Origin of the sequence: Paraburkholderia phymatum STM815, from assembly GCF_000020045.1 — a bacterium.
In the GTDB taxonomy this organism is placed as follows: Bacteria; Pseudomonadota; Gammaproteobacteria; order Burkholderiales; family Burkholderiaceae; genus Paraburkholderia; species Paraburkholderia phymatum.
The window spans coordinates 3,001,013-3,019,049 of the sequence record NC_010622.1; the positions used below are offsets into that span (position 1 = coordinate 3,001,013).

An 18,037-nucleotide genomic window follows, 5' to 3' on the forward strand; every position below is an offset into this window, starting at 1 on the left:
CGATTCCTCCTTCGTTTCATTCCGCAGCCAGCCACTCCAGCACGGGGATCGTTGCAGGCAGCAACGGCGACACCTGAGCGGGCAACGTCTGCCACGCGAACGCCTGACCTTCGCGGCCATGCGGCTCGCCGCCCCAGGCGGTCACCTTGCAGAAATAGAGGCGCACGTACGCGTGCGGATAGTCGTGCTCGAGCACGTGCCAGCGATGGCTAGACTGCACGTCGATGCCGAGTTCCTCGTGCAGTTCGCGTGCAAGCGCCGCTTCGACCGATTCGCCCGGCTCCAGCTTGCCGCCCGGAAACTCCCAGTAGCCTTCATACGGTTTTCCCGCGGGCCTTTGCGCAAGCAGATAGCGGCCGTCGGGTCGAACAAGCACGCCGACGGCCACTTCCGTCACCGGCCGGCCCGCTTCGTTGACGTCTGCGGCCTTCGGCGCGCCGTTATGCGCTGCGTCGCTCATGCTTGCGCCCGCTTGCCCGACCAGTCGCGCGCGAACTGCCATGCGACGCGTCCGGAGCGCGAACCGCGCTCCAACGCCCAGATCAACGCGTCACCGCGCGCGGTTTCGACGTCGGCATCGCTGCAGCCGAAGTGATGCAGCCAATGCGCGACGATCGACAGATAGTCGTCCTGCTTGAACGGATAAAAGCTGACCCACAGGCCGAAGCGCTCGGACAGCGAAATCTTCTCTTCGACGACTTCGCCCGGATGGATCTCGCCGTCGGACGTGTGCTTGTACGTCTCGTTGTCGCTCATGTATTCCGGCAGCAAATGCCGGCGGTTCGAGGTCGCGTAGATCAGCACGTTGTCCGACTGCGCCGCCACCGATCCGTCAAGCGCGACCTTCAGCGCCTTGTAGCCCGACTCGCCTTCTTCGAACGACAGGTCGTCGCAGAACACGATGAAGCGCTCGGGACGCGCCGAAATCAGATCGACGATATCGCCTAAATCGTGCAGATCGTCCTTGTCGACTTCGATCAGCCGCAGACCGTCCTTCGAGTACGCATTCAGACAAGCCTTGATCAGCGATGACTTGCCCGTGCCGCGCGCGCCCGTCAGCAGGACGTTGTTCGCGGGCTGCTTCTTGACGAACTGCTTCGTGTTCTGCTCGATCAGGTTCTTCTGGCGATCGATGTTCTGCAAATCGTCGAGCGAGATCAGCGAGATGGCGGGCACCGGCTGCAGATAGCCGCGCCCCTGGCGCTTGCGCCAGCGGAACGCAACAGCCGCCGACCAGTCGATCTCCGGCGCGGCGGGAGGAAGCATTGCCTCAAGCCGCACCAGGACGGCTTCGGCGCGCGTCAGGAATTGTTCAAGTTTATCCATGTGGTAAATGGGAGCAAATCAGGAGCGAATCGGAAGCGGATCAGGAACGGTAGTCGGCATTGATGCTCACGTACTCGTGCGACAGATCGCACGTCCAGATGGTCGCCTGCGCATTGCCACGGCCAAGCACCACGCGAATCAGGATTTCCGCCTTCTTCATGACGCGCTGTCCGTCTTCTTCCTTGTACTCGGGATTGCGCCCGCCCGCCTTCGCGACGAGCACGTCGTCCAGATACAGATCGATCTTGCCGACGTCCAGGTCTGTCACGCCCGCATAGCCGATCGCGGCGAGAATGCGGCCGAGGTTCGGGTCCGATGCATAGAACGCCGTCTTCACGAGCGGCGAATGGCCAATCGCATACGCGATCTGGCGGCATTCGACAATGCTCGATCCGCCTTCCACCTGCACCGTCATGAATTTGGTCGCGCCCTCGCCGTCGCGGACGATCAGTTGGGCGAGCGCCTGTGCCGTTTCCGTCACGGCCTTGCTCAGCGCGGCGTAGGCGGGCGAATCCGTCGACGTGATGGCGGGCAGGCTCGACTTGCCCGATGCAATCAGAATGAATGAGTCGTTCGTCGACGTGTCGCCGTCGATCGTGATGCAGTTGAACGAGCGATCGGCCACATGTTTCACCAGCTCGTCGAGCACCGGCTGCGCGACATTCGCGTCGAATGCGAGGAAGCCGAGCATCGTCGCCATGTTCGGCTTGATCATGCCGGCGCCCTTGCTGATGCCCGTCATCGTGACCGTGTGGCCATCGATCTGGACCCGACGCGACACGGCCTTCGGCAGCGTGTCGGTGGTCATGATGGCCTGCGCGGCGTCGTACCAGTGCGCCGCCTGGCGGTTCGCCAGCGCAGCCGGCAAGCCCGCCTTCAGACGGTCGATGGGCAGCGGCTCGAGAATCACGCCCGTCGAGAACGGCAGCACCTGTTCCGGCGCGATGCCCGCCAGTCGCGCGAGTTCGTCACAGGTTTCGAGGGCATGCTTCATGCCCGGCTCGCCCGTCCCGGCATTCGCGTTACCGGTGTTCACGACAAGCGCGCGGATGCCCTTGCCGCCCGTACGCACGCGCTCGAGATGATCGCGGCACACCGTCACGGGCGCCGCGCAGAAGCGGTTCGACGTGAACACGCCCGCCACCGTCGCACCTTCGTCGACGGAAATGACGAGCACATCCTTGCGGTTCGGCTTGCGGATGTTTGCCTCGGCCCAGCCTAGCGTGACGCCGGCGACGGGACGGAGTTGAGCGGGATCGATCGGGGGGAAATTGACAGCCATGTTTGCGACCTGTCGAGACTGAAATGCCGGCGGACGCCGGCATTGGGGATCAAGGGTGATGGCGCCGGATGGACGCGCGCCACCGCGAACTCACCAGCAATGCACGCTTCAAACGACGCGGCGCGCATGATGCGCGCCGCCTTCGTGTGTCACGCAATCTTGCCGTGGCACTGCTTGTACTTCTTGCCGCTGCCGCATGGGCACGGGTCGTTGCGGCCGACCTTCGGTACGGCGTCGCCGGAGAACGGCGCTGCCGCGCTCCCGCCGTGAGCCATGGCGTCGCCGATCATCGCAGCCGCTGCATTCGCGGCAACGGGCGCCGCCGCGACGGCCGCGCCGCCTTCGGAATAATCGGCGTGACGGAACTCGACGTTCTCGAGATGGCTGCCTTGCTCTTCCATCTGCTCGGCCGCCTGTTCGAGCTGTTCCGGCGACTGGATCTGCACGTTCATCACGATACGCGTGACTTCCAGTTTCACCGAGTCGAGCATCGCAGCGAACAGTTCGAACGCTTCGCGCTTGTATTCCTGCTTCGGGTTTTTCTGCGCGTAGCCGCGCAGATGGATGCCCTGACGAAGGTGATCGAGAGCGGCGAGGTGCTCGCGCCAGCTACGGTCGAGCGTCTGCAGCATGACCGAGCGCTCGAACGCGCTGAACGATTCACGGCCGACCTGCTCGACCTTCGACTCGTAGGCTTCGTCGGCGGCTGCGAGCACGGCTTCGAGAATCTCGTCTGGATCGATCGACTGCGACTCGTTGATCATCTCCTGAATGGCGAGATCGAGCTGCCAGTCGTTGCGCAATGCCTCTTCGAGCTCGGGCACGTCCCACTGCTCTTCGATGCTGCCCGCCGGCACGAACTGCCGGACGATGTCCGTAATCACGCCATGACGCATCGCGCCGATGGTTTCGGTGATGTCGTGCGCTTCGAGCAGTTCGTTGCGCTGCTGGTAGATCACCTTGCGCTGATCGTTCGACACGTCGTCGTATTCGAGCAGCTGCTTGCGGATATCGAAGTTGCGCGCTTCGACCTTGCGCTGCGCCGATTCGATTGAGCGCGTGACGATGCCTGCCTCGATCGCCTCGCCTTCCGGCATTTTCAGGCGGTCCATGATGGCGCGCACGCGGTCGCCCGCGAAAATGCGCAGCAGCGGATCTTCCAGCGACAGGTAGAAACGCGACGAACCCGGATCGCCCTGACGGCCGGCGCGGCCGCGCAGCTGGTTGTCGATACGACGCGATTCGTGACGCTCGGTGCCGATGATGTGCAGGCCGCCCGCGGCCTTCACCTGATCGTGCAGCGTCTGCCACTCGTCGTGCAACTTCTGGATGCGCGGCGCTTTTTCTTCCTCGGGGATCGACAGGTCGGCTTCGATGAACGCAGCCTGCTTTTCGGCATTGCCGCCCAGCACGATGTCGGTACCACGGCCGGCCATGTTGGTCGCGATCGTAATGCGCTTCGGACGGCCCGCTTCCGCAACGATCGCCGCTTCGCGCGCGTGCTGCTTTGCGTTCAGCACTTCGTGCGGCAAGCCCGCCTTGTTCAGCAGTTGCGACAGCAGTTCGGAGTTTTCGATCGACGTCGTGCCGACCAGCACCGGCTGACCGCGGTCGTAGCAATCGCGGATATCGCGAATGACCGCGTTGTAGCGCTCCATCGCCGTCTTGTAGATCTGATCCTGCTTGTCGATCCGCTTCGGCGGGCGATTGGTGGGAATCACGACCGTTTCGAGGCCGTAAATCTCGTTGAATTCGTACGCTTCGGTGTCGGCCGTACCCGTCATGCCCGACAACTTCGCGTACATGCGGAAGTAGTTCTGGAACGTGATCGAAGCGAGTGTCTGGTTCTCGCTCTGGATCTTCACGTGTTCCTTCGCCTCCACGGCCTGATGCAGACCGTCTGACCAGCGGCGGCCTGCCATCAGACGGCCCGTGAATTCGTCGACGATCACCACCTCGCCGTTCTGCACGACATAGTGCTGGTCCTTGTAGAACAGCGTATGGGCGCGCAGCGCGGCGTACACATGGTGCATCAGCGTGATGTTCTGGGGCGCGTACAGGCTTTCGCCCTCGCCGATCAGGCCCCACTCGGCGAGCAGACGCTCGGCCTTCTCGTGTCCCGATTCCGTCAGGAACACCTGGCGCGCCTTCTCGTCCAGCGTGTAGTCGCCCGGCTTCTCCACGCCCGTGCCGTCGGCTTTCTCTTCGCCGATCTGGCGGTCGAGCAGCGGCGGCAGCGCATTCATCCGCACGTAGAGTTCGGTGTGATCCTCAGCCTGGCCGGAGATGATCAGCGGCGTACGGGCTTCGTCGATCAGGATCGAGTCCACTTCGTCGACGACCGCGAAGTTCAGCGTTCGCTGCACGCGCGCATCGGTCTCGTAGACCATGTTGTCGCGCAGATAGTCGAAGCCAAATTCGTTGTTCGTCCCGTACGTGATGTCCGCGGCGTACGCTTCCTGCTTCAGGCCATGATCCATCTGCGACAGGTTGATACCTACCGACATCCCGAGAAAGTTGTACAGACGCGCCATCCATTCGGCGTCGCGCTGCGCGAGGTAGTCGTTCACCGTGACGACGTGCACGCCACGGCCCGACAACGCGTTGAGATACACCGGCAGCGTCGCGACGAGCGTCTTGCCCTCGCCCGTGCGCATTTCGGCGATCTTGCCGTAGTGCAGGACCATGCCGCCGATCAGCTGCACGTCGAAGTGCCGCATCTTCAGCACGCGCTTGCTCGCCTCGCGGCACACCGCGAACGCCTCGGGCAGCAGCTTGTCGAGCGACTCGCCGCTGCTCACGCGTTGCCGGAATTCCGTGGTTTTCGCGCGCAGTTGATCGTCCGTCAATTGCTCGATCTGCGGTTCGAGCGCATTGATCGCCGCGACGGTCTTTTGATATTGCTTGACGAGCCGCTGATTGCGGCTGCCAAAAATCTTTTGTAGAAAACCGGTGGTCATCGGATCGTGGTTGCGTCGCGGTTTCGGTCAGGTTGCAAGGCCGGTTTTTACACCTCTTCACCTTGTTGCAACCCTTGGCCGAAGAAGCCTCGGCGGCTTAGGTCCAAGAGAAATTCGAATCACGGATTTTAGCACGCGCCCCCGCGTACGCCTGTGTCAGCGGCAAGACGCCAGGCCGTCCGGCCAGGGCCGAAGCGCTGCCGCTGCTGCCGTCCGGCACGCCGCAAAACGGCGTTGAGCGCCCGTGCCACACGGTACGCACACGGTACAATCTCGGCATGAGGCACGCGGCGCGCGTGTCGCGAACAAAGTCCCAGATGAGCCGTTTTTCACCGTTTTCAAGGCAATCGCTGAAACCGGGCCCGAAGCTGGGCTCCCGGTCGTTCGACGTACGCCGGCCACAGGCCGTTGCCGAAGTCCTGAATCGTACCGACGCGTTCGCCGCGCTGCGCGCCGGCGTCGAGCAGATTGCCGCGCTGGAACGCGATCTCACCGAACTGCTGCCCGATTATCTGGCGACGAGCGTCGAGCCCGGCTTCATCAAGGACGGCGTGCTCGCGCTGTTCGCCGCCCACAATGCGCTCGCTGCGCGGTTGCGGCATCTGGAGCCACGTTTGCTGTCGGAACTGCAGCAGCGCGGCTGGCCGGTCAATTCCTTGCGGATTCGCGTGCGTCCGCAGCCGGCGAAAGAACCGGCGCGTGCAAAAGAGGCGCGCATGTCGCGCGTCGGCGCCGATGCACTGCACGCACTCAGCGAATCGCTCGAGCCTTCGCCGCTGCAAGCCGCATTGGCGCGCATGGCGGCTCGCCATCGGAAGTGAAGCCTCATAGCACGGGTGCACCACATGAAAAAGCGGCCCGTACAGGCCGCTTTTCGTTGCTGCTCGATATGGCGCCGAAGCGCACGCTTTACGCGAACGCCGTCTGCGTGTCGTAGGCAAAACCACGCGGCGCCTTCAGCGGATCGTCGAACGTGACAATTTCGTACGAATCTTCGTGCGCCAGCAGTTCACGCAGCAGCGCGTTGTTCAGGCCGTGGCCCGACTTGTACGCGTCATACGCGGCCAGCAAAGGGTGGCCGACCACATACAGATCGCCGATCGCGTCCAGCATCTTGTGCTTGACGAACTCGTCGTCGTAACGCAGGCCGTCGTTGTTCAGGATGCGGTACTCGTCCAGCACGATTGCGTTGTCCATGCTGCCGCCACGCGCCAGCCCCAGTTCACGCATCATCTCGACCTCGTGCGCAAAGCCGAACGTACGGGCGCGGGCGATCTCGCGCACATACGACGTGTTCGCGAAGTCCACTTCGAGCGCCTGACCGGTTTTGTCCACTGCGGGATGACGGAAGTCGATCGTGAATTTCAGCTTGAAGCCAAAGTATGGATCGAGACGTGCGAACTTGTCGCCGTCGCGGATTTCGACCGGCTTCGTGACCTTGATAAATTTCTTCGCCGCGTTCTGCTCTTCGATTCCCGCCGACTGGATCAGGAACACAAAGGACGCCGCGCTGCCGTCCATGATGGGGATTTCTTCGGCCGTGACGTCGACGTAAAGATTGTCGATGCCGAGGCCCGCGCACGCGGACATCAGGTGTTCGATCGTCGACACGCGCGCGCCGTCTTTCTGCAACACCGATGCGAGCCGCGTATCGCCGATCGCCATCGCCGACGCGGGAATGTCCACCGGCGTGGGCAAATCCACGCGGCAGAACACAATGCCCGTGTCCGGCGCTGCCGGGCGGAGCGTCAGGTTGACCTTGCGCCCTGAATGCAGGCCGATGCCAACCGTTTTGACGATCTGTTTGATAGTGCGCTGCTTCAACATGGTGGTCTTCTATTCGATTGAAAATCCTAATCAGGATTTTTTAATTCATAGCACGAATTATACTCCAAACGTTTACGGAGCGTCGTTGCGCTGGCGTTTCAATCTGTTTCTCTCCGTTACCTTATCGGGAAGCGTGACGGGCCGATGCCCGGAACGGAGGCGTTTCCGGTCATCGGCCCGCGTTACGGCCTGTCACAACAGCGTCACGAAAAGCGTTGCCGCAGCGCAACGACCGCAGTCTATCGCCGCGACGAAGCCTCAAGGCCGCGTCATGGCTGGCTCAACGTCGCGAGAATACTGGCCGCATCGCTCACTTCGAACTTGCCGGGTGCTTCGACGTGCAGCGTCTTGACCACGCCGTCGTCGACCACCATTGCGTAGCGCTGGGAACGGATTCCCATGCCGCGCGCCGACAGATCCTGCTCCAGACCGAGGGCTCGGGTGAAAGCCGCGCTGCCGTCCGCCATCATGCGCACCTTGCCCGAGGCGTGCTGATCGCGTGCCCACGCGCCCATCACGAACGCGTCGTTGACGGATACGCACCAGATTTCGTCGATCCCGGCAGCGTGCAACTTGTCTGCCTGTTCGACGTAGCCCGGCACGTGCTTCGCCGAACAGGTCGGCGTGAACGCGCCGGGCAATCCGAAGATCACCACGCGCTTGCCGGCCGTCTGCTCGCGCACGTCGAAGCTGTTCGGCCCGATCGTGCAGCCCTCGCGAGCGTCTTCGATCAACTCGTAAACGGTCGCCGGGGGAAGCTTTTCACCTACCTGAATCATGCTCGTTCCTTCGCATCGATACGGAGCACGCTCGCACGTACTCGTGCCGCAGTGGACGTTTCATCTGGCGACAGTGGCCCGAACCGCTTCGTGCTAACGAAGAGGGCACCTGTCCATGCCGCGCGCGCAAACCAACGCGGCCTGTTTGCCATTCCACCCGCCACGCTCGTGCACTTCTGCCGAGCGTAATCAACGAATCACGATTACGCCGCAGAAAGCCCGCTCCTGCGTGAGCCTCAGTCTGCCTGCTTGCGCAAGAAGGCCGGGATGTCGTACGTATCGACGCCCTTTTCCTGCAGCGCCTGCACGTGCGAAGCAGCCGTGTCACGCGAGGTACGCCAAACTGCCGGCGTGTCCAGCGAACCGTAGTCCGCCGTCGCTGCATGCTGCGGCGTGTACACGTGCTGCATGGCGCCGACCGGCTGGTTGTCCGTGCCCGTGCGCAGCAGCGTCATCGGCGTTTGCTGCTGTTTCTTCGCTGCGCGGCCCAGGCCCGTTGCCACCACGGTTACGCGCAGCGCATCGCCCATCGCGTCGTCGTACACGGCGCCGAAAATCACGGTCGCGTCATCAGCAGCATAGCTCTTGATCGTGTTCATCACTTCGCGCGTTTCCGACAGACGCAGCGAGCGGCTCGACGTGATGTTCACCAGTACGCCACGTGCGCCCGACAGATCGACACCTTCCAGCAGCGGGCTGGCGACAGCCTGTTCCGCCGCGAGACGCGCGCGATCGACGCCGGCCACCGTCGCCGTGCCCATCATCGCCTTGCCCTGCTCGCCCATCACCGTCTTCACGTCTTCGAAGTCGACGTTCACCAGACCGTCGACGTTGATGATTTCGGCGATACCGGCAACTGCGTTGTTGAGCACGTCGTCAGCGCACTGGAAGCACTTGTCCATTTCGGCGTCATCGCCCATCACCTCGAACAGCTTGTCGTTCAGAACGACGATCAGCGAGTCGACGTGATCCTCCAGTTGCTGCGAACCGGCTTCGGCGACGCGCATGCGCTTGCCGCCTTCGAACTCGAACGGCTTGCTGACCACGCCCACCGTCAGAATGCCCATTTCCTTGGCGATCTGCGCGACCACGGGTGCTGCGCCCGTGCCCGTGCCGCCGCCCATGCCTGCCGTGATGAACACCATGTGTGCACCACGCAGTGCGTCCGCGATGCGCTCACGTGCCTCTTCTGCTGCTGCGCGGCCCATTTCCGGCTTGGCGCCTGCGCCCAGACCCGTATTGCCCAACTGGATGACGTTCGGCGCGCGCGAGCGCGACAGCGCCTGAGCGTCCGTGTTCATCACGATGAAGTCGACGCCTTGCACGCCGCGATTGATCATGTGCATGACGGCATTGCCGCCCGCACCACCGACGCCCACCACCTTGATGATGGTGCCGTTGGTTTCCGTTTCCAGCATCTGGAATTCCATGTTGCCTCCGTCAAGAAAAAAGTACCCGCTACTCGGCCGTTATTCGGCAGGAGATCGGGCAACCTCCTGTCGCGCGCCAGCCGCCGGCACCAGCGCGAATTTCCCGTTACTTCGAATTTTTCTAGAAATTGCCGAGGAACCAGTCCTTCATCCTCGTGAACACCTGTCCCATCGAGCCCGACTGCACCGCGACCTTGCGACCACGCATGCGCTGCGAGCGTCCTTCGACCAGCAGACCCATCGCCGTCGAGTAACGCGGATTGCGCACCACGTCCGCAAGACCGCCTGCATATTCCGGCACGCCGATCCGCACCGGCTTCAGGAAAATGTCCTCGCCCAGTTCGACCATGCCCGGCATCATCGACGCGCCGCCCGTCAGCACGACGCCCGAGCTCAACAGTTCTTCGTAACCCGACTCGCGCACGACCTGCTGCACGAGCGAAAACAGTTCTTCCACGCGCGGCTCGATCACGGCCGCGAGCGCCTGGCGCGACAGCGTGCGCGGACCGCGCTCGCCGAGACCCGGCACTTCGATCATCTCGTCCGGATCGGCAAGCGCCTGCTTCGCGATGCCGTAGCTGACCTTGATGTCTTCGGCGTCCGGCGTCGGCGTACGCAGCGCCATCGCGATGTCGCTCGTGATCTGGTCGCCGGCGATCGGAATCACGGCCGTATGACGGATCGCGCCTTCGCTGAAGATTGCGATGTCCGTCGTGCCGCCGCCGATATCGACCAGCACCACGCCCAGTTCCTTCTCGTCCTCCGTCAGCACAGCCAGCGACGACGCCAGCGGCTGCAGGATCAGATCGTTCACTTCGAGACCGCAGCGGCGCACGCACTTCACGATGTTCTGCGCCGCGCTCACTGCACCCGTCACGATGTGCACCTTCACTTCGAGACGGATGCCGCTCATGCCGATCGGCTCGCGCACGTCTTCCTGGCCGTCGATGATGAATTCCTGCGTCAGGATGTGCAGCACCTGCTGATCGGTCGGGATGTTGATCGCCTTCGCCGTTTCGATCACGCGTGCGACGTCGGTCTGCGTCACTTCCTTTTCCTTGATCGCGACCATCCCGCTTGAATTGAAGCTGCGAATATGGCTCCCCGCGATCCCGGTGAACACGTTCGTGATCTTGCAGTCGGCCATCAATTCGGCTTCTTCGAGCGCTCGCTGGATGGACTGCACCGTGGCCTCGATGTTCACCACGACGCCTTTTTTGAGCCCTTTCGATTCGCTCTGGCCGAGTCCGATCACCTCGTAGTGACCTTCGCCCTTCAACTCGGCAACGATGGCGACCACTTTCGCCGTGCCGATGTCGAGGGCTACCAGCAGATCTTTATAGTCTTTACTCATAGCGTGCTCATTGCGTGTGATGTCCTGTTACTTCTTGCCCTTGTCGGGTTCCGTAATGAAGCGCATGCCTGCCGCACGAATGGCGAAGCCGTTCGGATAGCGCAAGTCCGCATATTCGATGTCCTTCCCCCAACGTTGCGTCACCGCGCCCCATGCCGCGGTGAGCCGCTTGCAGCGATCGGCGAGCGTGTCCTGATTGCGCTCGCGTCCCAGTTCGACCTGCATGCCGTTCGACAGCTTCACCGTCCACGCGAAGCGCGGCGACAGCGTCACTTCATCCGGCGTCGCGCCGACTGGCGCAAACCACTTCTTGAAGTCGCGATAGCGCGCGACGACTTCCTTCGCGGACCCTTCCGGGCCATCGAACGCGGGCAGCTCTTCTTCGAGCTCGCCCTGGTTCGCGGTGAACACCTCTCCGTCGGTGCTCACCAGCTGATCGGTACCCCATGTGCCGATCGGCTTGTATTCCTCCAGCGTCACCGCGAGCGCATTCGGCCACACGCGGCGCACGCTTGCATGACGCACCCACGGCATCTGTTCGAATGCCTGGCGCGCCGTGTCGAGATCGACGGTGAAGAAGTTGCCCTTCAACCGGCCGACCACGCCCGCGCGCACTGTCGGCGAGTTGATGTGCTCCGTATCGCCGTCGATGCGGATCTCGCGCAGCGTAAAGTTCGGTCGCTGGATCAGCCAGTAGCCGCCCGCCGCCAGCAGCACGAGCAGCAACAACGCGTGCAACGCGTTGGCGGCGAGGTTGAGCTGGCGAACGTTGTTCCACATGTCGAGGCGTGTTCCTTAATCCTTCAGCGTCAGCGCGAGCACCTTCACCACCAGTTCCTGGTAGCTGATGCCGACAGCACGCGCTGCCTTCGGCGGCAGCGAATGATCCGTCATGCCGGGCGCCGTGTTCACTTCGAGAAAATATGCGTTGCCTTCTCCGTCCAGCATGAAGTCGGCACGACCCCAGTCGGTGCAGCCGAGCACGTCGAACGCCTGGCGCGCGAGCTTCTTCAGGCGCGCTTCTTCTTCAGCCGCGATGCCGCACGGAATCATGTACTGCGTGTCGTTCGCGATGTACTTCGCGTGATAGTCGTAGAACTCGCCGGCGGGCACGATGCGGATGATGGGCAGATCGAGATCGCCCGCGATGCACGCCGTGTACTCGCCGCCGCCTTCGATGCTCTTTTCCACTACGACGATCTTGTCGAACTTCACCGCTTCTTCGAGCGCGGGCACGAGCGCGTCGGCCGTCTTCACCTTGATGACGGCAACGCTCGACCCTTCGCTGGCCGGCTTCACGAAGAGCGGCAAGCCGAGCTTCGCGACGATGCCCTGCGCGCGCGCGGCGTAGTCGTCGCCGCGCAGCACGGCTTCGAACGGCGGCGTCGGAATGCCGAGCTGCTGCCACACGAGCTTGGTGCGGAACTTGTCGAGACCGAGCGCCGAGCCGAGGACGCCGCTGCCCGTATAACGGATACCGTAGAAATCGAGCGCGCCCTGAATCTGGCCGTTCTCGCCATAGCCGCCGTGCAGCGCGTTGAACGCGCGCACGAAGCCTTCATCCTTCAATGCCGCGAGCGGACGCTCGGCGGGATCGAACGCATACGCGTCGACGCCTGCATCGCGCAGGCCTTGCAGCACGAGACGGCCGGAGTTCAGCGACACTTCGCGCTCGGCGGACGCACCGCCGAGCAGCACGGCAACCTTGCCGAAAGATTTAGGATCGATACCGCTCATTTCACACCTTCGTTTCCTGCGAGCCGACCCGGCACACTCCCGATCGAACCCGCACCCATCGTGATCACCACATCGCCGTCGCGCACGATTGCACCGAGCGCATCCGGCACTTCATCCACTGTGTCGACAAACACCGGCTCCACCTTGCCCGCCACGCGGATCGCGCGCGTGAGCGAACGGCCGTCCGCCGCGACGATGGGCGCTTCGCCCGCCGAATAGACTTCCGTCAGCACGAGCGCGTCGACCGTCGACAGCACCTTCACGAAATCTTCGAAGCAGTCGCGCGTGCGCGTGAACCGGTGAGGCTGGAACGCGAGCACGAGACGCTTGTCCGGAAATGCACCGCGCGCCGCCGCAATCGTCGCCGCCATTTCGACCGGGTGATGGCCGTAGTCGTCGACGAGCGTGTACGCGCCGCCGCTCGTCACGGTCACTTCCCCGTAACGCTGAAAACGCCGGCCGACGCCGTTGAAATCCGCGAGCGCTCGCTGGATATCGGCATCTTTCACCTCAAGTTCAGTCGCAATCGCAATCGCGGCGAGCGCGTTCTGCACGTTGTGCAGACCCGGCAGGTTCAACACGATGTCGATGGGCGGCGCATCCTCGCGCATCGCCGTGAAATGCATCTTGCCTTCGCGCGCTTCGACGTTCACCGCGCGCACCTGCGCATCGGGCGCGAAGCCGTAGCGGATGATCGGCTTCGACACGAACGGCAGAATCTCCTTCACGTTCGGATCGTCGACGCACAGCACCGCAATGCCATAAAACGGCAGACGATGCGTAAATTCAATGAACGCCTGCTTCAGCCGCGCGAAGTCGTGGCCGTAGGTGTCCATGTGATCGGCGTCGATGTTCGTGATGACTTCGATCACCGGAAACAGGTTCAGGAACGACGCATCGGATTCGTCCGCTTCGGCGACGATGAAATCGCCCGTGCCGAGACGCGCATTCGCGCCGGCGCTGATCAGCCGGCCGCCGATCACGAAGGTCGGATCGAGACCGCCCGCCGCCAGCACGCTCGCCACCAGCGAGGTGGTCGTGGTCTTGCCGTGCGTGCCCGCGATCGCGATGCCCTGCTTCAGGCGCATCAGTTCCGCAAGCATCACGGCGCGCGGCACGATAGGAATGCGGCGATGGCGCGCGGCCAGCACTTCAGGGTTGTCGCTGCGCACGGCCGTGGAGACGACGACGGCGTTCGCGCCTTCGATGTTCGCTGCGTCGTGGCCGATCGCGATGCGCGCACCGAGCGCGGCGAGGCGCTCCGTCACCGCGTTGCGCGACAGGTCCGATCCGCTCACCTGATAGCCGAGATTGACGAGCACTTCGGCGATGCCGCTCATGCCCGCGCCGCCGATCCCGACGAAGTGAATGTGTTTGACGATATGTTTCATTGCTGCTTTCCTTCCGGGCTCAGGCTCGGGGTCACGCCCGCCACCGTTGCGCAGATTTGTGCGACCTGTTCGGTGGCGTCGGGTTTCGCGAGCGAGCGCGAACGCTCCGCCATTTCCGCGAGCGAGGCTCGCGTCTGGCTGCGCAACCAGTCGGCGAGCGCATCCGCCGACAGATCGCGTTGTTGAACGAGCAGCGCCGCGCCGTTGTCGGCGAGAAACGCTGCGTTGGTTGTCTGGTGATCGTCGACGGCGTACGGGAACGGCACGAAGAATGCCGCCACGCCCACCGCCGCGATTTCGGCGACCGTCATCGCGCCCGAGCGGCAAATCACGAGATCCGCATTCGCATAGGCGCTCGTCATGTCGTCGATGAACGGCACGAGCTGCGCGCCGTCACCCGCCGCGATGCCTGCCGCTTCGTAGTTGGCCCGCAATGCGTCGATATGCTTCGCGCCCGCCTGATGCACGATGCGCGGCCGCTCGTGCGGCGCCAGCTTCGCGAGCGCGCGCGGGACCACTTCGTTCAACGCCGATGCACCGAGACTGCCGCCCACGACCAGCACATTCAGCGGACCGCTACGCGCTGCGTAGCGTTGCCGCGGTGCCGTCGTGCGCGCAAGTTCCTCGCGGATGGGGTTGCCCGTCCACTCGGCGTGCGGCAGCGCTTTCGGAAACGCGACCAGCACGCGCTTCGCGAGTTTCGCCAGCACCTTGTTCGCGAGACCGGCGATCGAATTCTGTTCATGCAGCACGAGCGGCGTGCCGCTCAAAGCCGTCATCATGCCCGCCGGGAAGGTGATGTAGCCGCCCATGCCGAGCACCACGTCGGGCTTCACGCGACGCAGCACCGACAGGCTCTGCATGCACGCGCGCAGCAGATTGACGGGCAGCATCAGCTTGGTCTTCATGCCTTTTCCGCGCAGACCGCCGAACTGCACGTACTCCATCGGAATGCCGTGTTTGGGAACGAGCGTCGCTTCCATGCCATTGGGATTGCCGAGCCACACGACGCGCCAGCCCCACGCCTGCATCAGGTGCGCGACGGCAAGCCCCGGGAATACGTGTCCCCCGGTGCCCCCCGCCATCACCATCAGCGTGCGCTGCTGCATGCGGGTCATACCTTCCCCCCACGCATCAGCACTCGATTTTCGTAGTCGACGCGCATCAGCACGCCGACGGCAATGCAGTTCAGCAAGATGCCCGAGCCGCCGTAGCTGACAAGCGGCAGCGTGAGACCTTTGGTCGGCAGCAGGCCGAGGTTCACGCCCATATTGATGAAGGTCTGCGCGCCGAACCAGATGCCGACGCCCTTCGCGACGAGACCCGCGAACGTGCGGTCGAGCGCGAGCGCCTGACGGCCGATTTCGAACGAACGGCGCACGATCCAGTAGAACATCAGGATCACGACGAGCACCCCGACGAAACCGAGTTCCTCACCGATCACGGCAAGGATGAAGTCGGTGTGCGCTTCGGGCAGATAGTTGAGCTTCTCGACGCTGCCGCCCAGACCGACGCCGAACCATTCGCCGCGGCCAAAGGCGATCAGCGAGTGCGTCAACTGGTAGGCCTTGCCCTGTGCATAGCGGTCGTCCCACGGATCGAGGTACGCGAAGATCCGCTCGCGGCGCCACGGCGACGCCCACACGAGCAGCGTGAACGTACCGATAGCCGTCGCCACCAGTCCGCCGAAGATCTTCCCGTTGACGCCGCCAAGGAACAGCACGCCCATCGCGATCGCCGCGATCACCATGAACGCGCCCATATCGGGTTCGAGCAGCAGCAGCATGCCGACCACGCCGACGGCGAAGCCCATCGGCAGGAAGCCCTTCGCGAAGCTGTGCATGTATTCCTGCTTGCGCACCGTGTAGTTCGCCGCGTAGATCGTCACGGCGAGCTTCATGATTTCCGACGGCTGCATGTTCGTGATGCCGAGGGGAATCCAGCGGCGCGCGCCATTCACGCCCTTGCCGACGTGCGGAATCAGCACGATTACGAGCGCGACGAGCGCGATCAGGAAGAGCTTCGGTGCGTACTTGTCCCACGTCGTAATGGGCACGCGGAACGCGACCACGCCCGCGATCGAACCCATCACGACGAAAATGATCTGGCGCACGAGGAACGCGTAATCGCGATATGACGCGTACTTCGGCGAATCCGGCATCGCGATCGACGCCGAGTACACCATCACGATGCCGAGACCCAGCAGCGCGACGACGACCCACAGCAGCGAGTGGTCGTAGTCGAGCATCCGCGAGCGCAGCGGGCGCACGCCGTTCACGGCGCTCGAAAGCCCGCCCGTGCGCGATGCGCGCTCGGAAGCCGGCGCGCTGCCGGTTTGCCCAGCGATCGAGCCGCGTTGCTTGCCGAGTTGCGAACCGAAGCGTTCCGTCCAGCTCATATCATCGTCCCCCGTCCGGCAGCGATGTCTTCGACCGTGCTGCGGAAAACCGCGGCGCGATGTGCGTAACCCTTGAACATGTCGAAGCTGGCGCATGCAGGCGACAGCAGCACGGCGTCGCCCGGTTGCGCGACGGCGCTCGCGGCGCGCGTCGCTTCTTCGAGCGTGGCGTGATCGGTTATCGCGATGCCGGTGTGCTCGAGCGCGGCGCGAATCTGCGGCGCGTCACGGCCGATCAGCATGACGCAGCGGCACCAGCGCGTGACGGGTTCGGCGAGCGGATCGAATGCCTGACCCTTGCCGTCTCCGCCCGCGATCAGCACGACACGTTGCGCGAGACCGTCGAGCGCCGCAACCGTCGCGCCGACATTGGTGCCCTTGCTGTCGTCGACGTAATCGACGCCTTCGATCGACGCAATCAGTTCCACGCGATGCGGCTCCCCACGATACTCGCGCAAGCCATGCAACAGCGGCGCACCGGGCAAACCGATGGCGCGCGCCAAGGCGAACGCGGCGAGCGCGTTCGTCGCGTTGTGCAGACCGCGAATGCGCAGCGCGTCGGCGGGCATCAGGCGCTTCAGGCCGATATCCGGCGGCGCCGTGGATTCGCTCTTGCGGCGGCGCGTGGGCGCGGGCTCGTCGGTGGCGTCGCGGTCTTGCGCCTGCACAAGCCAGATCATGCCGTTGTCACGCAGCAGCCCGTAATCGCCATCGCGCACCGGTTCGTTGACGCCGAACGTCACGAGTTGCGCGCCGCTCTGCTCCGAGGAAGCGAGTGTCATCACGCGCGCGTCGTCGCGGTTGAGCACGCGCACGGTGTTCTTGCCGAAAATCTTGCCCTTCGCGGCGGCGTACGCGTCGAGGCCGCCGTGCCAATCCAGATGATCCTGCGTGATATTGAGGATCACGGCAGCGTCGGGCTCGAACGTATGCGCTGTCTCCAGCTGGAAGCTCGACAGTTCGAGCACCCATACGTCGGGCAGCGCGGTGTTGTCGATCGCTTCCGTGAGCTTGTCGAGCGCGGCTGGGCTGATGTTGCCCGCGACCGCGACCTTCTTGCCCGCGCGTTCGCACAGCAAGCCGGTGAGGCTCGTCGTGGTCGTCTTGCCGTTCGTGCCCGTGATCGCGATCACCTTCGGCGCGTAGCCGCTTTCGCCGAGCGTCTTCAGCGCCTGCGCGAAGAACTCGAGTTCGCCCCACACGGGAATGCCGCGCTCGCGGGCAGTGGCGATCAGCGGCACGAGGTCGGCGGCGAGCGGCGACAGGCCCGGACTGATCGCGACCAGTTCGACCCCTTCCAGCAGCACCTCGGAAAACGGCCCGCCGACAAAATTGCCTTCGATGCCGTGCGCTTCGAGCGCCGACAGGTTCGGCGGCACTTCGCGCGTGTCGGCGATGCGCAGGCGGCAACCATGCCGCGCGCACCAGCGCGCCATCGCAAGGCCCGATTCACCGAGCCCCAGCACGAGCACCATCGGCTTTTGCCGATCCCGAAACTTCTCGCCAAACATCGACTGCTTCCCCTTGCTTGCGACTGTGAATCCGACTTTGAT

The 18,037-nt window shown here is 63.7% G+C and carries 15 protein-coding genes; 1 reads left to right on the plus strand and 14 read right to left on the minus strand.

The window, feature by feature from the left end; genetic code table 11:
• Positions 1-16 precede the first annotated feature (16 nt).
• From BPHY_RS13495 to secA, 4 genes are all read right to left on the minus strand, one after another.
• The gene (locus BPHY_RS13495; protein ID WP_012402033.1) at positions 17-460 is read right to left on the minus strand and encodes an NUDIX domain-containing protein; all 444 of its coding nucleotides are present in this window, start codon (positions 458-460) and stop codon (positions 17-19) included.
• A complete protein-coding gene (locus BPHY_RS13500) occupies positions 457-1,326 on the minus strand; it encodes an ATP-binding protein (RefSeq protein ID WP_012402034.1) in 870 nt (289 codons plus the stop codon). The genes BPHY_RS13495 and BPHY_RS13500 overlap by 4 nt, the downstream gene beginning before the upstream one ends.
• A gap of 40 nt (positions 1,327-1,366) precedes the next feature.
• The gene (argJ, locus tag BPHY_RS13505) at positions 1,367-2,608 is read right to left on the minus strand and encodes a bifunctional glutamate N-acetyltransferase/amino-acid acetyltransferase ArgJ (RefSeq protein ID WP_012402035.1); all 1,242 of its coding nucleotides are present in this window, start codon (positions 2,606-2,608) and stop codon (positions 1,367-1,369) included.
• A gap of 149 nt (positions 2,609-2,757) precedes the next feature.
• Positions 2,758-5,568, minus strand: a complete 2,811-nt coding sequence (secA, locus tag BPHY_RS13510) for a preprotein translocase subunit SecA (protein ID WP_012402036.1) — start codon at positions 5,566-5,568, stop codon at positions 2,758-2,760.
• Positions 5,569-5,885: 317 nt separating this feature from the next.
• On the opposite strand from secA, the gene BPHY_RS13515 reads away from it, so the two are divergent.
• The gene (locus BPHY_RS13515; RefSeq protein ID WP_041764055.1) at positions 5,886-6,389 is read left to right on the plus strand and encodes a DUF721 domain-containing protein; all 504 of its coding nucleotides are present in this window, start codon (positions 5,886-5,888) and stop codon (positions 6,387-6,389) included.
• Between the two features lie 88 nt (positions 6,390-6,477).
• Here the strand turns inward: BPHY_RS13515 and lpxC are convergent, their stop codons facing one another.
• The 10 genes from lpxC to murD form a co-directional block, all read right to left on the minus strand.
• A complete protein-coding gene (gene lpxC, locus BPHY_RS13520; RefSeq protein ID WP_012402038.1) occupies positions 6,478-7,395 on the minus strand; it encodes a UDP-3-O-acyl-N-acetylglucosamine deacetylase in 918 nt (305 codons plus the stop codon).
• Between the two features lie 269 nt (positions 7,396-7,664).
• Positions 7,665-8,174 (minus strand): peroxiredoxin, encoded by a 510-nt coding sequence (locus BPHY_RS13525; RefSeq protein WP_012402039.1) that lies wholly within the window; start codon positions 8,172-8,174, stop codon positions 7,665-7,667.
• 236 nt (positions 8,175-8,410) lie between these two features.
• Complete coding sequence (ftsZ, locus tag BPHY_RS13530; RefSeq protein WP_012402040.1) at positions 8,411-9,604, minus strand: cell division protein FtsZ; 1,194 nt, start codon at positions 9,602-9,604, stop codon at positions 8,411-8,413.
• 121 nt (positions 9,605-9,725) lie between these two features.
• Positions 9,726-10,958: a cell division protein FtsA gene (gene ftsA, locus BPHY_RS13535; protein WP_007747080.1), complete on the minus strand. Its 1,233-nt coding sequence runs from the start codon at positions 10,956-10,958 to the stop codon at positions 9,726-9,728.
• A 27-nt stretch (positions 10,959-10,985) separates the two neighbouring features.
• The gene (locus BPHY_RS13540) at positions 10,986-11,738 is read right to left on the minus strand and encodes a cell division protein FtsQ/DivIB (RefSeq protein ID WP_012402041.1); all 753 of its coding nucleotides are present in this window, start codon (positions 11,736-11,738) and stop codon (positions 10,986-10,988) included.
• 15 nt (positions 11,739-11,753) lie between these two features.
• A complete protein-coding gene (locus BPHY_RS13545) occupies positions 11,754-12,695 on the minus strand; it encodes a D-alanine--D-alanine ligase (protein ID WP_012402042.1) in 942 nt (313 codons plus the stop codon).
• Positions 12,692-14,086, minus strand: a complete 1,395-nt coding sequence (gene murC / locus BPHY_RS13550; protein ID WP_012402043.1) for a UDP-N-acetylmuramate--L-alanine ligase — start codon at positions 14,084-14,086, stop codon at positions 12,692-12,694. The genes BPHY_RS13545 and murC overlap by 4 nt, the downstream gene beginning before the upstream one ends.
• Positions 14,083-15,204 (minus strand): undecaprenyldiphospho-muramoylpentapeptide beta-N-acetylglucosaminyltransferase, encoded by a 1,122-nt coding sequence (gene murG, locus BPHY_RS13555; RefSeq protein ID WP_012402044.1) that lies wholly within the window; start codon positions 15,202-15,204, stop codon positions 14,083-14,085. Before murG ends, murC begins: the two co-directional genes overlap by 4 nt.
• Positions 15,201-16,484, minus strand: a complete 1,284-nt coding sequence (gene ftsW, locus BPHY_RS13560) for a putative lipid II flippase FtsW (RefSeq protein WP_012402045.1) — start codon at positions 16,482-16,484, stop codon at positions 15,201-15,203. The genes murG and ftsW overlap by 4 nt, the downstream gene beginning before the upstream one ends.
• Positions 16,481-17,995 (minus strand): UDP-N-acetylmuramoyl-L-alanine--D-glutamate ligase, encoded by a 1,515-nt coding sequence (gene murD / locus BPHY_RS13565; RefSeq protein ID WP_012402046.1) that lies wholly within the window; start codon positions 17,993-17,995, stop codon positions 16,481-16,483. Before murD ends, ftsW begins: the two co-directional genes overlap by 4 nt.
• Positions 17,996-18,037 lie beyond the last annotated feature (42 nt).

Bases quoted from the DNA above. Each gene is read 5' to 3' on its own strand.
- BPHY_RS13495 (WP_012402033.1), bottom strand. From the start codon at position 460: ATGAGCGACGCAGCGCATAACGGCGCGCCGAAGGCCGCAGACGTCAAC.
- BPHY_RS13500 (WP_012402034.1), bottom strand. From the start codon at position 1,326: ATGGATAAACTTGAACAATTCCTGACGCGCGCCGAAGCCGTCCTGGTG.
- argJ (WP_012402035.1), bottom strand. From the start codon at position 2,608: ATGGCTGTCAATTTCCCCCCGATCGATCCCGCTCAACTCCGTCCCGTC.
- secA (WP_012402036.1), bottom strand. From the start codon at position 5,568: ATGACCACCGGTTTTCTACAAAAGATTTTTGGCAGCCGCAATCAGCGG.
- BPHY_RS13515 (WP_041764055.1), top strand. From the start codon at position 5,886: ATGAGCCGTTTTTCACCGTTTTCAAGGCAATCGCTGAAACCGGGCCCG.
- lpxC (WP_012402038.1), bottom strand. From the start codon at position 7,395: ATGTTGAAGCAGCGCACTATCAAACAGATCGTCAAAACGGTTGGCATC.
- BPHY_RS13525 (WP_012402039.1), bottom strand. From the start codon at position 8,174: ATGATTCAGGTAGGTGAAAAGCTTCCCCCGGCGACCGTTTACGAGTTG.
- ftsZ (WP_012402040.1), bottom strand. From the start codon at position 9,604: ATGGAATTCCAGATGCTGGAAACGGAAACCAACGGCACCATCATCAAG.
- ftsA (WP_007747080.1), bottom strand. From the start codon at position 10,958: ATGAGTAAAGACTATAAAGATCTGCTGGTAGCCCTCGACATCGGCACG.
- BPHY_RS13540 (WP_012402041.1), bottom strand. From the start codon at position 11,738: ATGTGGAACAACGTTCGCCAGCTCAACCTCGCCGCCAACGCGTTGCAC.
- BPHY_RS13545 (WP_012402042.1), bottom strand. From the start codon at position 12,695: ATGAGCGGTATCGATCCTAAATCTTTCGGCAAGGTTGCCGTGCTGCTC.
- murC (WP_012402043.1), bottom strand. From the start codon at position 14,086: ATGAAACATATCGTCAAACACATTCACTTCGTCGGGATCGGCGGCGCG.
- murG (WP_012402044.1), bottom strand. From the start codon at position 15,204: ATGACCCGCATGCAGCAGCGCACGCTGATGGTGATGGCGGGGGGCACC.
- ftsW (WP_012402045.1), bottom strand. From the start codon at position 16,484: ATGAGCTGGACGGAACGCTTCGGTTCGCAACTCGGCAAGCAACGCGGC.
- murD (WP_012402046.1), bottom strand. From the start codon at position 17,995: ATGTTTGGCGAGAAGTTTCGGGATCGGCAAAAGCCGATGGTGCTCGTG.